Annotated in this window: 15 protein-coding genes; 8 read left to right on the forward strand and 7 right to left on the reverse strand. The window is 46.1% G+C overall.

The window, feature by feature from the left end; all coding sequences use genetic code 11:
* Positions 1-113 precede the first annotated feature (113 nt).
* A complete protein-coding gene (locus LCL96_RS17070; protein WP_224943125.1) occupies positions 114-686 on the reverse strand; it encodes a biotin transporter BioY in 573 nt (190 codons plus the stop codon).
* A gap of 95 nt (positions 687-781) precedes the next feature.
* On the opposite strand from LCL96_RS17070, the gene bioD reads away from it, so the two are divergent.
* From bioD to LCL96_RS17085, 3 genes are all read left to right on the forward strand, one after another.
* Positions 782-1510 (forward strand): dethiobiotin synthase, encoded by a 729-nt coding sequence (bioD, locus tag LCL96_RS17075; protein ID WP_224943129.1) that lies wholly within the window; start codon positions 782-784, stop codon positions 1508-1510.
* A 13-nt stretch (positions 1511-1523) separates the two neighbouring features.
* Positions 1524-2843, forward strand: a complete 1320-nt coding sequence (gene bioA, locus LCL96_RS17080; RefSeq protein ID WP_412103603.1) for an adenosylmethionine--8-amino-7-oxononanoate transaminase — start codon at positions 1524-1526, stop codon at positions 2841-2843.
* A 200-nt stretch (positions 2844-3043) separates the two neighbouring features.
* A complete protein-coding gene (locus LCL96_RS17085) occupies positions 3044-3205 on the forward strand; it encodes a hypothetical protein (RefSeq protein ID WP_224943135.1) in 162 nt (53 codons plus the stop codon).
* A gap of 70 nt (positions 3206-3275) precedes the next feature.
* On the opposite strand, the gene LCL96_RS17090 is transcribed toward LCL96_RS17085, so the two are convergent.
* The 6 genes from LCL96_RS17090 to LCL96_RS17115 all read right to left on the reverse strand — a co-directional run bounded on the left by LCL96_RS17090 (position 3276) and on the right by LCL96_RS17115 (position 9626).
* Complete coding sequence (locus tag LCL96_RS17090; RefSeq protein ID WP_224943138.1) at positions 3276-4595, reverse strand: (Fe-S)-binding protein; 1320 nt, start codon at positions 4593-4595, stop codon at positions 3276-3278.
* Positions 4592-6004 (reverse strand): glycolate oxidase subunit GlcD, encoded by a 1413-nt coding sequence (glcD, locus tag LCL96_RS17095; protein WP_224943141.1) that lies wholly within the window; start codon positions 6002-6004, stop codon positions 4592-4594. The genes LCL96_RS17090 and glcD overlap by 4 nt, the downstream gene beginning before the upstream one ends.
* A 102-nt stretch (positions 6005-6106) precedes the next feature.
* Positions 6107-7270: an anhydro-N-acetylmuramic acid kinase AnmK gene (anmK, locus tag LCL96_RS17100; RefSeq protein WP_224943144.1), complete on the reverse strand. Its 1164-nt coding sequence runs from the start codon at positions 7268-7270 to the stop codon at positions 6107-6109.
* On the reverse strand, positions 7263-8177 hold the full coding sequence (locus LCL96_RS17105) for a BadF/BadG/BcrA/BcrD ATPase family protein (RefSeq protein WP_224943147.1): 915 nt from the start codon (positions 8175-8177) through the stop codon (positions 7263-7265). The genes anmK and LCL96_RS17105 overlap by 8 nt, the downstream gene beginning before the upstream one ends.
* Entirely contained in the window at positions 8178-9275 is a 1098-nt protein-coding gene (locus LCL96_RS17110) for a DUF871 domain-containing protein (protein ID WP_224943149.1), read from the reverse strand.
* Between the two features lie 12 nt (positions 9276-9287).
* Positions 9288-9626: a PTS lactose/cellobiose transporter subunit IIA gene (locus LCL96_RS17115; protein WP_224943152.1), complete on the reverse strand. Its 339-nt coding sequence runs from the start codon at positions 9624-9626 to the stop codon at positions 9288-9290.
* Between the two features lie 160 nt (positions 9627-9786).
* Between LCL96_RS17115 and LCL96_RS17120 the strand changes: the two genes are divergently transcribed.
* From LCL96_RS17120 to LCL96_RS17140, 5 genes are all read left to right on the forward strand, one after another.
* Positions 9787-10653, forward strand: coding sequence for a MurR/RpiR family transcriptional regulator (locus LCL96_RS17120; protein ID WP_224943156.1), 867 nt, complete (start codon positions 9787-9789; stop codon positions 10651-10653).
* Between the two features lie 2 nt (positions 10654-10655).
* Positions 10656-10961 (forward strand): PTS sugar transporter subunit IIB, encoded by a 306-nt coding sequence (locus LCL96_RS17125; protein ID WP_060673327.1) that lies wholly within the window; start codon positions 10656-10658, stop codon positions 10959-10961.
* A gap of 27 nt (positions 10962-10988) precedes the next feature.
* The gene (locus tag LCL96_RS17130) at positions 10989-12269 is read left to right on the forward strand and encodes a PTS sugar transporter subunit IIC (RefSeq protein WP_224943159.1); all 1281 of its coding nucleotides are present in this window, start codon (positions 10989-10991) and stop codon (positions 12267-12269) included.
* A gap of 211 nt (positions 12270-12480) precedes the next feature.
* A complete protein-coding gene (locus LCL96_RS17135) occupies positions 12481-12771 on the forward strand; it encodes a hypothetical protein (protein WP_224943162.1) in 291 nt (96 codons plus the stop codon).
* A 16-nt stretch (positions 12772-12787) separates the two neighbouring features.
* Positions 12788-14119: a 6-phospho-beta-glucosidase gene (locus LCL96_RS17140; protein ID WP_224943165.1), complete on the forward strand. Its 1332-nt coding sequence runs from the start codon at positions 12788-12790 to the stop codon at positions 14117-14119.
* Positions 14120-14422 lie beyond the last annotated feature (303 nt).

A 14422-nucleotide genomic window follows, 5' to 3' on the forward strand; every position in this document is an offset into this window, starting at 1 on the left:
GTCTGGTGTTTTTTGTTTTTGTGTTCAGCAGGTGAAAAAGTGGAAGGAGTCAGCTGCTGAATAGTAGAGGAAAAACAGCAGCTGAACCAATCTAAACAAACCACTCTATCAATCTACTTATGAAGAGAAGGACGAACATTCCTTATAGGCCCCAACTTAGATAATCGTTGTACAGTCATCATGGAAACAACGGTAACGATGATATCCAGGGGAAGATATGCCATCATCCATCCCCAGGCAACACTATAGCTGAAACCACTCGGTGCATTTGCCCAGAAGGTAAGGGCCAGGTACATGAAATTCGTTCCGATTATGTAATTGAACAATAAGGCAGCCACCCCGGAAGTAACGTATCCCAAAAAAGAACGATTCTTCTTCAGGATCAATCCCACCACGAATGCAACAGATATAAACGATAATACAAACCCAAAGGTAGGACTGAGTATGCTTGAGGGTCCACCTTTAAACTGGGCGAAGACAGGTGCACCTATCAACCCCAGTGCGACATAAACGACCATCGCCTTCGCACCGACACGGCTTCCGAGCATCCCCCCTGCAATGATGGCGAACATAAGCTGAAGGGTCACCGGAATCCCGCCGATCATTAGAAATGGAGATACATTCGCCCCGACTGCCATTAAAGCAGCAAAAAGGCCGCATAAGACTAATTCCCTTGTTTTTCCCATTATTATTTTCTCCCCCTAAAAACTGTGGTATGATTGTTATTATCTTAAATGTTAACTGTATTGTAAATTAGGTTAACATAAAAGGGGGAGGAAAATTGAAAGGTTTTTTTATCACTGGAACGGACACAGAGATCGGTAAAACGTTAACCACCGGTTTGATGGCAAAGTATTTCATAGAAGAGGGCATTGATGTGTTTCCATATAAGCCTGTGCAAAGCGGTGCAATCAGGAAGGATGATAGATTGGTAGCGCCTGACACGGAATTTTATGAAAATGTCACGAACCGTCATTTTGGGAATGAAGCCAATACATACGTATTAGAAACACCCAGTTCTCCTCATCTTGCCGCTAGGATCAACGGTGTGTCGATTAAGCTTGAGCCGATCGTAGAGCAGGTGAAGAATTTACGAAACGCCCATGAACTCCTCCTTGTAGAAGGGGCGGGAGGATTAATCGTTCCTTTGAACGAGGAGGAAACTATTTTGGATTTGATTAATGAAGTGTCCCTGCCGGTCATTCTCGTCGCACGGGCCGGACTCGGTACCATCAATCATACGGTTCTGTCTGTGATGGCGTTGAAACAGCGAAATATTCATATAGCGGGCATCGTTCTAAATCAAACTTCTCCAGATGAGTTGGAGGAAATCGAACGGGACAACAAGCGGATGATAGAAAAGTTGACAGGAGTATCTGTGATTGGGTTGATCCCATACATGTCACAAGATGCATTAGCCGAAGTGAATGTGAAAGAGTTATTTAGTAATTGGAAAATGGACGTGTTGAAGGAGGATGTTCAAAGTGAATCAGCAGCAGCTAATCGATAAAAGCAGCCAGTATATGTGGCTTCCGTTCACGCAGATGAAGGATTATGATGAGAACCCTTTAGTGATTGAAAGCGGGGAGGGTGTCTATTTGCGAGACATCCATGGGAACGAATATCTGGATGGATATTCTTCTCTTTGGTTAAATGTTCATGGACATCGCAATGAGGAAATCAATCAGGCTATCAAAGATCAACTAGATAAAATCGCACACTCCACTTTGCTTGGTGCCACGAATGTACCATCGATATTATTAGCGGAAAAGCTGGTGTCTCTTTCACCGGAAAGCTTGAAGAGAGTCTTTTATTCAGACAGTGGGGCAACGTCGGTTGAAATCGCGATCAAAATGGCGTACCAATACTGGCAAAATAAAGGAAGACCAGAAAAGCAGAAATTTATTACGCTTCAAAATGCATACCACGGTGATACGGTCGGTGCCATCAGTGTCGGGAAAGTGGATATTTTTCATCGAGTTTACAAATCCCTCATGTTTGAGTCCTTTGTTGCCCCGTTTCCTGACGTGGTTCATCATCCTGATTTATCGACAGAGGAGGAAGTTCGGGATCAGGCATTGAGTGAATTAGAAACGATATTTCAAGAGCATCACCACGAGATCGCAGGCATGACAGTAGAGTCCTTGATACAGGGAGCCGGAGGCATGAATATCATGCCAAAGGGTTACTTCAAGGGAGTCGAACAGCTTTGCCGGAAATATGAGATCCTGCTCATAGTCGATGAAGTTGCAACAGGCTTTGGGCGGACAGGGAAAATGTTTGCCGTCGAGCATGAAGGTGTTCAACCCGATATCATGACAGTGGCGAAAGGAATTACAGGAGGATATCTGCCCGTTGCCGCCACTCTCACAACAGAAGAAATGTATGAAGCCTTTTATGATGATTACACCTCATTGAAGACCTTTTTCCACGGTCATTCCTATACAGGAAATCAACTGGGTTGTGCAGCGGCACTGGTGAATCTGGAAATCTATGAAAGAGATGATTTGATTGGGAAGGTACAGAAGAAAGTGGACATCATAAAGTCCCTGTTGGCACCATTGAAGAATCATCCCCACGTGAGCAGCATCAGGCAGCTCGGGATGATCTGCGGGATTGAGCTGATCGAGGACAAGGATTCGAAAAAGTCATTTCCTTGGGAAGACAGGGTTGGATATTGGACGACGATCAAAATGCGTGAGTTAGGCATGCTCACCCGTCCGATCGGAGATACCATCGTCTTCATGCCTCCACTGGCTACAACTGAAGCAGAACTACAGAAAATGGTCACCATCATGACCGAAGCCATCGACATCACCACCAAAGCAGCGGTTGGGGTATAAGAAGAGTCGTTGAGGGACGGACCTTGGATAAGGGTTCGTCTTTTTACGTTTTCTTGTGCCTGAAGAGCGTTTACCAGGTACAATCAGCAGAGAGTGTACCAGGAACAAAAAGCTCAACCCAAAATAAAAAAAGAAACCGTTCCCTCACCTAAAACGTAAATAACCATATCATCCATCCTGACCCAAAAGGAGTCCCCCCCATGAACAAACTCATCACCATTAGCGCAGTGGTCATTGCAATCACCACCATCATCATCTGGCTCACAACCAACGCCACCAATGCCATTTCACTACTTGCAGCCTATGGAATCATCCTATCTTACCTCGTCTACTTCTCATTCTATAAGAGAAGGAAACGATAAAAAGGGAGGGACGGACCTCCAACCGTCCATTTGCCGCCGGCAAAATGATGGTTGGAGAGGTCCGTCCCTCTTATTCGACTGCTTCTAACAAAAAGTCCACGATGTGGATGGCGCGCATTTTGTGAGATAGGCCTTCTCGTTCGATGCCGAGTTTCATTTGGAGGAGGCAGCCCGGGTTGGAGGTGATGATGGTGGTGGCCCGGGTGTCTTCGATGTTTTCCATTTTGTGATCGAGGATTTTCATAGACATTTCGGATTCGACGATGTTGTAGATGCCCGCAGATCCACAGCAGTGATCGGCCTGCTTCATCTCAACGAAATCAGCTCCTTCCACCGATTGAAGGAGTAGTCTTGGTTCCATGAATGTTCTCTGAACGTTTCGAAGATGACAGGAATCCTGATACGTGATTCGCTGAGGTGAAACGTTCAATTCCCTTTTATGAAACTCTAGTTCTACCAGTATCGAGGAGATGTCCTTGATCTTATTTTTAAATGAGACAGCACGTTCTTTCCACTCTGGATCATCTTTCAGTAAGTGATCATAATCGACGAGGAACGCTCCGCATCCTCCTGCATTGGTGATGATGTAATCAACCTCTGCGTCTTCAAATGCCTCGATGTTCCGTTTGGCCAATTCCTTTGCAGCATCCTTTTCGCCACTGTGGCCATGCAAGGCTCCACAGCAGGTTTGCGATTTTGGAATCACGATGTCACAGCCTGCCAGCTGAAGCAGTTTGGTTGTGGCTTTATTCGTTTCCAGAAACATTGTATCCATCAAGCAACCGGAGAAGAAAGCGACGTTTTTCCGAACCTCCCCAATGGAAGAAAGGGCAGTTGGGCGATTCTTCATGTCTTTCATTTTAGGTGCTTGTGGGAGTACACGTTCCATCGTGGCCATGCTTTCAGGGAACAGATTCATCACGCCCGTCGTGTGGACGGCTTTTTGCAATCCGGATCGTTGATAAATCCCCAGTAGGTTCGTGACCATCCTCATTCTATCCGGGTGGGGGAATAACCTTTGAAACACGCTCTTCCTAACAACCCGGACAGGAAGGGAATGTTTTTTATTTTGATTGATGATATCCCGTGCTTCCTCCAGCAAGTGTCCGTAATTGACACCTGAGGGACAGACAGGTTCACAAGCCCTGCAACCGAGACACAGATCGAGAGTACGCTCGACTTCTTCATCAGGCTCGATCACATCATCGACGACGGCTTTCATCAAGGCGATTCGGCCGCGGGGGGAGTGGGATTCCTTGAACCCCGATTGGATATAGGTGGGGCAGGAGGGAAGGCAGAACCCACATCTCATACAGTTCAATAATTCATCTTCATCCATGCGGTCTTTGAATTCCTGTTGTATCGTTTGCTTTTCCTTCACAGTTGTCATCTTGAAATCACCACACGTTTTCTTGATTCTTTCGCGAATACCTTATTTGGATTCATGATGTTGTTCGGATCAAACGATTGCTTGATCATTTTCATGGCTCCAACTCCTTCAGGTCCTAATTTCCATTCGAGGTAAGGGGCTTTCATCATGCCGACGCCATGTTCTCCGGTGATGGTCCCACCTAAGTCAATGGCATGGGCGAAGATTTCTTCAAATGCTGCTTCAACCCGCTCCATTTCATCATGGTCCCGTGCGTCTGTTGCCACCGTCGGATGAAGGTTTCCGTCTCCTGCGTGTCCAAAGGTACAGATCTTCAACCCGTGACGATCTGCTATATCATTGATCGCTTTCACCATTTTCGCAATTTCTGAGCGGGGGACCGTCGCATCTTCCAAAATGGTTGTCGGTTTGAGGCGGGCAAGAGCTGATAGGGCAGAACGTCGGGCGGTGCGAAGAGCGTCCGCTTCGATTTCGGTTTTTGCCAGTTGAACGGATACCGCATCATTCTGCAAACATACTTCTTCCATTCGTTTCATATCACGTGCCACGACTTCCGGAGGGCCATCCTGTTCAATCAACAGGACGGCTTTTACATCAGTAGGCAGACCGATCTTGGCAAAGTCCTCTACGACTTCCAATGTCGGTTGATCTAAAAACTCAAGGGTCGTCGGGATGATGCGATGAGAGATGATGCTGGAAACACTTTGCGCCGCTGCTTCAATATCCTGATAAAGAGCAAGCATCGTCTGTTTGGTCTCAGGCATGGGAACAAGCTTTAATGTTGCTTCGGTGATGACACACAGTGTTCCTTCCGAGCCAACAAAGAGCCGGGTCAAATCATATCCTGCAACGTCCTTCGCAAGTTTCCCCCCTGTACGGATGATATCTCCGTTGGGAAGAACGACTTCAAGAGCAAGGACATAATCACGGGTGACTCCATATTTCAATCCTCTGAGTCCACCTGAGTTCTCATTGATATTTCCTCCTATGGTGGAGATTTTCATGGAACTCGGGTCTGGGGGATAGAACAGGCCCTTGGCTTCAACGGCGTGAATCAAATCCAGGGTGATCACACCCGGCTGCACGGTGATGGTCAAATTTTCTTCATCCAATTCGAGAATGTTGTTCATATGGGTGAATAGGAGGACGATTCCCCCTTCAGTAGGGCATGTTCCTGCGCAAAGATTTGTTCCGGATCCTCTAGGTACAATGGGGATGCCATGCTCATGACAGATTTTCACGATTTCCGCTACTTCCTTTGTGGTACGCGGAACGATGACTGCATCGGGCATGGATTGGTAATTGGGTGTTGCATCATAGGAATACACAAGTTTCTCAGCAGGAGTATCCCGGTAATTTTCTTCGCCGACGATTCCGATGAACTTCTTTTTAATGTCTGGAGTGATCATTCTAGTTTCCACCTTTTTTTACATGTTTTTCAATTCTGTCCGGAAAAGACTAGAGAGACGGTACCCGACTTAAGATCAAGGTCCGTCCCTCAAGATATACGTTTATTGTTTGATGGGGCTGGGGGTGATGGATCCAAGGATGACGGGACTTTTCGCGCCGGTTGCTCCTGGGACGTTGCTCGGATTGCCATGCAGGGTTTCGTTGGCTAATAAGGCAAAGGCGATCGCTTCCTTGGCATCTGAGGAGTACCCGATCTCTTCTTGGGTGATGATCGTCACTTCAGGGAGAAATTCCCTCATCATGCGGAGGAGCGTCCCGTTATAACTTCCCCCGCCGCCGATGATCACCTCTTTAATGGGGTGTTCTGGGAAGATGAACGTCTTATACGCATCCGAAATAGAAAGGGCGGTAAAGTAGGTGGCTGTCGCTACCAGATCTTCTTTCGACAGATCGCCATATTCCTGAAGGATCCGGTTCACGAACACCTCACCAAACAGTTCCCGCCCTGTGGATTTAGGCGGTGCTTTCTTGAAAAATTCCTTTTCCCATGCCATCCATGCCCTTGCGGCTTCCGGATGTATAGTGCCATTGGCTGCAATCGTTCCATCTTCGTCATAAGACAAGCCGAATAGCTTCTCACAAAGTCCATCCATCACCATATTTCCGGGGCCGGTATCGAACGCGAATACGTCATCTAGGGAACAATCTTTCGGTAGGACCGTCACATTTCCTATCCCTCCGATATTCTGTAGTAGTCTGCCTTCGTCCTTTCTTCGGTAAAGGAGGAACTCTGTATATGGGACGAGTGGAGCACCTTCTCCTCCTGCCGCCATATCCATGGAACGGAAATTGGACACGACCTGTGTATTGGTCCTATAGGCAATCACGCTCGGTTCCCCGATTTGAAGGGTGGAAGCAACCAAATCCTCCGTGTGAAACGGTTGATGATAGACCGTTTGGCCATGGGAACCGATAAAGCTGAGGTCTTCTACTGAAATGTTAGCTTCCAGACACACCTTCAATACGGCATCTGAGTAAACCTCCCCTAATTCAAAGTGAAGGCTTGATAGGAGGGGAGTGGAGGAATCGGTGGGACTCATCACATCAAAGATTTTCTTTTTTACCTGCTGCGGGAAGGAAATGGTTGAATAATGAACCAGCTCCACCACCGTATCCGTACCGGCTCCCTCAATGGAAACAAGGGCTGCATCCACTCCGTCAACAGACGTACCGGACATTAATCCTACTGCTAAACGCTTACTCACATCTAAACCTCCCTGCCTGTATGGCTTCAATTACATCCACTGCACCAGTCGCAGGGGATGTGGAATCGACGATAAAGGTTGTATCGTTAAACCGTTTTAAGATCGTTTCTTTAAAAGAGGATTGCACAACCGGATTCTTCTCAAGGACACTGCCTTTTAGTGCTATGATCGGTTTTGAATCAATCTGTAACTTCTCGATTAATGCGACGGTTTGCCGGGCAAGCTGTTCGCCGGCTGTTTGTAATAAATGAAGCGCACTTCCATCGCCAGCTTCTGCTTCCTTGTGGATCACTTTCGTGAGTTGGGCAATTTCCCCTTTTGAAGAAGCATAGATGAATCCCTTTAATCCTTTGGCATCCTTTGCGTTGATTTCGTTCAGCAGGCTGCGGGAGAGGGGGGAGAGAGGAATGCCGCAGTCCCATTCATCTGCAATCTGCTTACTTGCCTGGATGGCGAGGTGATACGCACTGCCTTCATCCCCGATCAGATGACCCCATCCCCCTGTGGTCCCTTCCTGGTTCCCATTCCGTCCATAACAAATGGATCCCGTGCCTGCGATGGTCATTACACCATCCCGGTTCCCGATCAAACTAAAGTAGGCAAGAGTAGCATCATTTAAAAGAATAATAGGAAGGGAGGTCATTCTACTCAATTCTGCCTGAATTCTTTGTGATAGATTTCCAGAACCTCCTCCCGCCATCCCGATCACAATATGAGTGACCCCATCGGACGCGGAATGCTCCAGGCATTGTTGGACGACGGATGATAGATTTCTCAAAGCTTCCTCATAGGAAACAGAAGGGTTTCCGTGGCCTGATAAGCTTTGGAATAGGATCGTCTTATCCATATTCATAACAAGACCTTGAACCTTTGTTCCTCCTGCATCGATTCCTATCACTCTAGTCATCTATTGAAACTTCCCTGATTGAAAGGCAAATTTGGCCCAAGGCTTCAGATAATCCAACAAGAAAATTTCTTCTTCGCGGATTCGTCCCACTACGTTCGTTTTGCCGGAATTCTCCATATCCTGAAGGGCAATCTGTAGTTCGCCGGCGTATTGGGCATACAGATCATTCTCAATGATGATATCGCCGCGTTTGATGTCGGCCGTGTTATGAGGCGTAAATTCCCTTCCTCTATATTTGACCCTGCTTTGAGTGGAACGGATCATGTAATCCGATACGTCTCCCCGGTAAAAGTGAGGTTCTTCAAAGATGATCGTTTTTTCTAAATCGGTGGTCGTTTCATGGGTGTGGACGGTAAAGGTCAGCTTCGATGTGTTCAGTGAGCTGAGGAGCTGCATTTCCTGCTCTGATGCGTAGGCGTTACTGATGATGACGTCATCAATCAACCCGGTGGCAAATAGATGCTTCGCCTGCACATCAATAGGAAGAGAACGGTGCATTTCAAGCGTCGGCAATCCTTCCGTGACCGGCCAGGGACCGAATGTGGCGTCGGAGGAAGACACAAAGGCTGCTGTTCTCATGCCGAAGTCTTTGAATTTCTGACTGCAGTCGATAAAGAAAGTATAAGATAAGCCGGAGTAGCGGTGCGGATAAAAATTATGACATCCTAATAATTGATCCTTATTGGGCTGGTACGTCATGATATTATCAATGTATTTCGTGGCATTGCTCATATTCAGTTCGATTTTTAAATCATGGGGGTTGTACGACATCATCGCTTCTTCATGGCCGGTATATCCCAGGTCAAGCCGGATTCCGTGAGCACCGAGTTCTGCAAAGAAGGAAAGGTCATCGTAAGAGATATTCAGTTCCTTGAAAATACGGGGGCTGATGTCGGCTATGACTTCCATGTTTTTCTCACGGGCAAATTTGATTGTTTCTTTGAAGTTCGAGATGATCCCATTCTTGTCCCCATCAACGGATAATAAGCAGGTAAACACACGCTTAAAACCGTAAGAAGCTGCCAGTGCCAGATATTCTTTATCTTTTTCTGTGGTAGAATGGTTTGGATAGATGGAAACGCCAAGTCTTTTACTCATGGGGATGCCTCCTTAATTCGATTTGCTTTCAAGTGTGTGGATTCTCTTTAACATTGGAATCATTTGTTCAATCAGGGACAATTCACTGATTGAAGTCATCAAGTGATCCTGTGCATGAATCATGAGAAGGGATTTCTCAAATTCTTCGCCGTTGATTTCGGCCTGGATCAGGCTGGTTTGCGTCTTGTGGGCTTTATTCAATTCTTCATGGGCGGTTTTGATCATTTCTTCCGCTTCATCAAATTTTCCCTCATGTGCCTTTGCAAGGGCTTCATAAGCGGTACTTTTCGCATTCCCGCCGTTTGATATAATTTCAAAGATCTCCATTTCCACGTTGCGGATTTCTGCCATCCTGTATTCCTCCCTAATCCTTTTTAGAACTCTTTTCTACCAAAATTGTAAAATAAAAGTTTAAATATTTTAAAATAATATTGAAATTTAATTTCATTATCGCATATAATCATATTAAACTGAAAGCCTTTTCAAAACAATCATTTTTTTGGAGGTGACCATGACAGAATTCCAGGTTTTAAAACACATCAAAAGTCAGATGGAAAACTATACTCCGTCTGAAATAGCAGTTGCTCAATACGTGCTGGAGTTTCCAGAGAAAGTAATGGAAATGACCACAAAGCAACTATCGCAGTCTTGCGGCAGCAGTGAAGCTGCCATCATCCGATTCTGCAAACGGATCGGGATCAACAGCTTCAGCGGCTTGAAAATCGAGCTCGCCAAAAGCACGAACATCGAAGAAACAAAGAGTCATGACATCAATACGCTCCTTCATTTTGAAGATAATCTTGAAACGGTCTTCAATAAGGTATTGGTCAATACTTACCAAGCCATCAAAAATACGGAAAAGCTTTTTTCCATTGATGAACTGGATCGTGCAGTGAACGCCTTTCACGAAGCCGAAAGAGTATATCTGTATGGAGTCGGCGGTTCTGCTGTAGTGGCGGAAGATTTCACACAAAAATTGTTGAGGCTGAATTATCTGGCGTTTCAGGCAAGTGATATCCATGTTCAGATGATGATGGCTGCGAACTTAACGGAAAGAGACGTTTTGTTCGTCGTTTCCACTTCAGGTCAGACAAAAGAAATATTGAAGCTGATGAACGTCGCGCAGGAAAAGGGAGCCACCATCGCCCTCTTGACCCAGCACGGGAAATCACCGGCAAGGAAGCTCGCCGATATCGTCCTGACAATTTCCGAGGAGGAACACAACATCCGAATCGGGACCATGACGGCAAGAATTGCTCAACTCGTCGTGATCGATGCTTTATTCGTGGCATTATGCATGAAAAAAGGACATGGCGTTTACGAGCAAATTATCCATACACATGAAGTGGTTCAGCGAATGAAAGAGGAGGAGGAATAGGGATGAAAGTATTATTCGTATGCTCTGGGGGAATGTCCAGCGCAATCGTTGTCAATGCCCTGAAGAAAGAAGGGACAAAAGAGGGGATCGAAATGGAGGTCCATGCCATCGGAACAGGGGAAGTATCCGAGGAAATCTCAAAGGGATGGGATGTATGTATGGTAGCACCTCAGATCAGACACCGTTTTGACCAGGTAAAGAAAGCCGCCGATGAAGCCAACGTTCCGTGCGGGCCGATTCCTCCGCAGGCATACACGCCACTTGGCGGGCCGACTTTACTGAAAACAGTAAAAGAGTTGACCAATTAATTAAATAGGAAACAAGGGGGTAATAACATGCAAAAGTTTGTGAACTTTCTAGAGAACAATTTGTCAGGTCCAATGGCCAGACTCTCTGAACAAAGGCATTTGCAAGCAATCCGGGATGGGGTTATTTCAGCACTGCCATTTATTATCGTCGGTTCATTCTTTTTGATCTTAGCGTTCCCGCCACTGCCGGACGCCGGAGTATTCGGCGACATCAAGCAGTGGGCCGCAGACAACATTGTCGAAATCCTGATTCCTTACAGACTGACCATGTTCATTATGTCGCTCTATATAGCCTTCGGGATCGGATACAATCTCTCGAAAAGCTATAAACTGGATCCATTATCCGGTGCACAGATTTCAGTGGCAGCACTGCTTTTAACCATTACACCTAAAGTAATGGACGGGGAAGGCTGGGTCCTTCCGATGACCAACCTTGGTGGACACGGATTATTCGTTGCCATGGTCGTTTCAATCCTTGCTGTCGAGATCCTCAGATTCTGTAAAACAAAGAACATCACAATCAAAATGCCTGAGCAAGTACCGGCATCCGTTTCACGAAGCTTTGAAGCACTTATACCTGTAGCAATTGTTATCTTATTAGTTTCCGGGGTTACAGTATTAGCCGGAGTCGATCTTCACCACATTGTCGAAGTGGCTGTTGCTCCTTTAGTTACAGCAGGTGACAGTATCTTTGGCGTATTGGTTCCTGTATTCCTGATTGATTTCTTCTGGTCATTTGGGATTCACGGTGTATCTGTCGTAGGAACAGTAGCACGTCCGCTTTGGGAAGTATTCCTCGTGAACAATGCAGATGCTGTTGCCAGCGGCGGTACCATTCCACATATCGCTCCAGAAACGTTCTACCAATGGTTCATCTGGATCGGTGGATCAGGAGCAACCCTTGGCTTAGTTCTTGCCATGGTATTCTTTTCACGCTCCAAGTATTTAAAAGCACTAGGGAAAACATGTCTTGTACCAGGTCTTTTCAATATTAATGAACCAGTGATCTTCGGTGCTCCGATCGTATTAAATCCGATTCTGATCATTCCTTTCATCACAGTTCCATTGATCACGGCAACCATATCGTATGTGGCAACCGTCGTGGGATTAGTATCACCAACCTACATCATGCCGCCATGGACACTCCCTGCACCAATCGGAGCATACCTGGCAACAGGTGGTGACTGGAGAGCGATCGTCATGGTTCTGATCAACATCGGAATCTCATTCGCAATCTATTTCCCATTCTTGAAAATGTACGACAAAAAAATGCTGAAAATGGAAGATAACGAGCAGCAAGCGGCATAAAAGAAAAACGTAAGGGGCTCGCCCTGAGGCGACAAGCATAAGGCGAACTAACCGGAAAGGCGCTCTTTGCCTTTTTGGTTAGTTTGACTTATGACCTCGAGGGACTAGCTGCCGGAGTTTTACAAAAAAGCAACTCTGAATATGTTTTATACAAAACAGAAGTGGGGGTCCTAGGATTCCCACTTCTTTACTAGCGTCAGGAGGGAAGGAAATGACAGAAACAGTTGTGCCAAAGAGGATCGGTTTCAGGAGTGTGTTTGTACTATTGATCTCTGTGTCTATCGGACTTTTACTTCTTTCTAAACCATTGATGAATACCGGGTTGGCAAAAGAGTGGAGTGTGTTTTTAGCAACAGGAATTTCGGCAACAGCTGGACTTTCACTGATTCTATTGAAAATCGAAGGTCCTGTTGAGAATGCGTCCATTAAAAAGAAACGGATCGTATTAGCGCTTGTGGTCAGTTTCACCATTAGTTTCATTTTGGCCTTTGTGGCCAAGTAAACAGGAGGCATTCACAATGGAAAACGGAATCAAGATCGTTACGATCGGCGGGGGTTCAAGCTATACTCCCGAGTTTGTGGAAGGGTTGATCAAGCGCTATGATGAGCTACATGTTCGTGAGCTATGGCTGGTGGATATTGAAGCAGGGAAAGAAAAGTTAGACATTGTTGGAAGCCTGGCCAGGAGAATGGTGAAAAAAGCGGGATTACCGATGGAAATCCATCTAACATTAGATAGGAGAGAAGCGTTGAGAGGTGCTGACTTTGTCACCACGCAGATGCGGGTGGGGCAGTTGAAAGCACGGATCCAGGATGAACGTCTCCCGATCAAGTATGGGATGATCGGTCAGGAAACGAATGGGGCAGGTGGATTATTCAAGGGAATGAGGACGATTCCGGTCCTATTGGAAATCTCGGAAGACATGCAGGAGCTTTGTCCGGATGCCTGGCTGATCAATTTTACGAATCCTGCAGGTATGGTGACGGAAGCACTGCTGCGTTACGGGTCTCATCCTAAGGTCGTGGGTGTCTGCAATCTTCCGATCAACACGAAAATGACTTTGGCCCGGCTACTAGGCGTAGAGGTTGAACGCCTGGAGATCGACTTTGCCGGTCTTAATCATATGGTTTACGGATTGGACGTGCGGGTGGATGGTGAGAGCGTATTGGATGAAGTGCTGGACATCATGAGCGATCCTGAGAAACAGGTAAGTATGAAAAATATTGCCCCGCTTCCGTGGGAACCTGGTTTTATCAAGAGTCTAGGCATCATTCCATGTCCGTATCACCGTTATTTTTATAAAACCGGAGATATTTTAGAAAAGCAGTTAGAAGAATTCAAGACGGGTACAACACGTGCAGAAGTTGTTCAGCAATTGGAGAATGAGCTGTTTGAGCTTTATAAGGATGAACACTTGGCGGTTAAGCCTCCACAGCTTGAAGAACGGGGAGGAGCCTATTACAGCGACGCAGCATGCAATCTCATCTCTTCCATCTATAACGATCGTGGGGACATTCAGACCCTGAACGTCCGCAATGATGGAGCACTCAGTGATTTGCCACGGGAATCGGCCGTCGAAGTAAACTGTGTCGTAACGAAAGCGGGACCGAAGCCGGTTCCTGTCGGAGAACTTCCCGTTTCCGTAAGTGGTCTCGTTCAGCAAATCAAATCCTTTGAACGGGTAGCTGCAGAAGCATCCGTCACCGGTTCTTATGAGAAGGCATTGCTTGCCATGACGATCAATCCTCTAGTTACGAGTGACGTGAAGGCGAAGCAGTTGCTGGATGAAATGTTAGAGGCACATAAAGAGTATTTGCCACAGTTTGATGGGGAATTGACACATAGATAATGGCAGGTAGCGTCCCGAAGCGTGATTTGGGACGTTTTTTGTTGCAGGGTGGGGACTTATTATCGAGTTTGGCCGGTTTATTATCGACTTTTCGGATATATTATCGAGTTTGGACCATTTATTATCGACTTTGACAATATATTATCGACTTTCCCCCTTTTATTATCAACTTCCAATCCATAAACAAATGCCTGCACCAGAGCTGCTTCCCGTTTATTTTCAAAAACATGATACTTATTTTCAAAACTGCCGCTTTTATTTTCAATATCCAGGATATATTTTCAAAACAGACCAACTTATTTT

This window comes from Rossellomorea aquimaris (genome assembly GCF_020172085.1).
GTDB classification, from domain to species: Bacteria; Bacillota; Bacilli; order Bacillales; family Bacillaceae_B; genus Rossellomorea; species Rossellomorea aquimaris_E.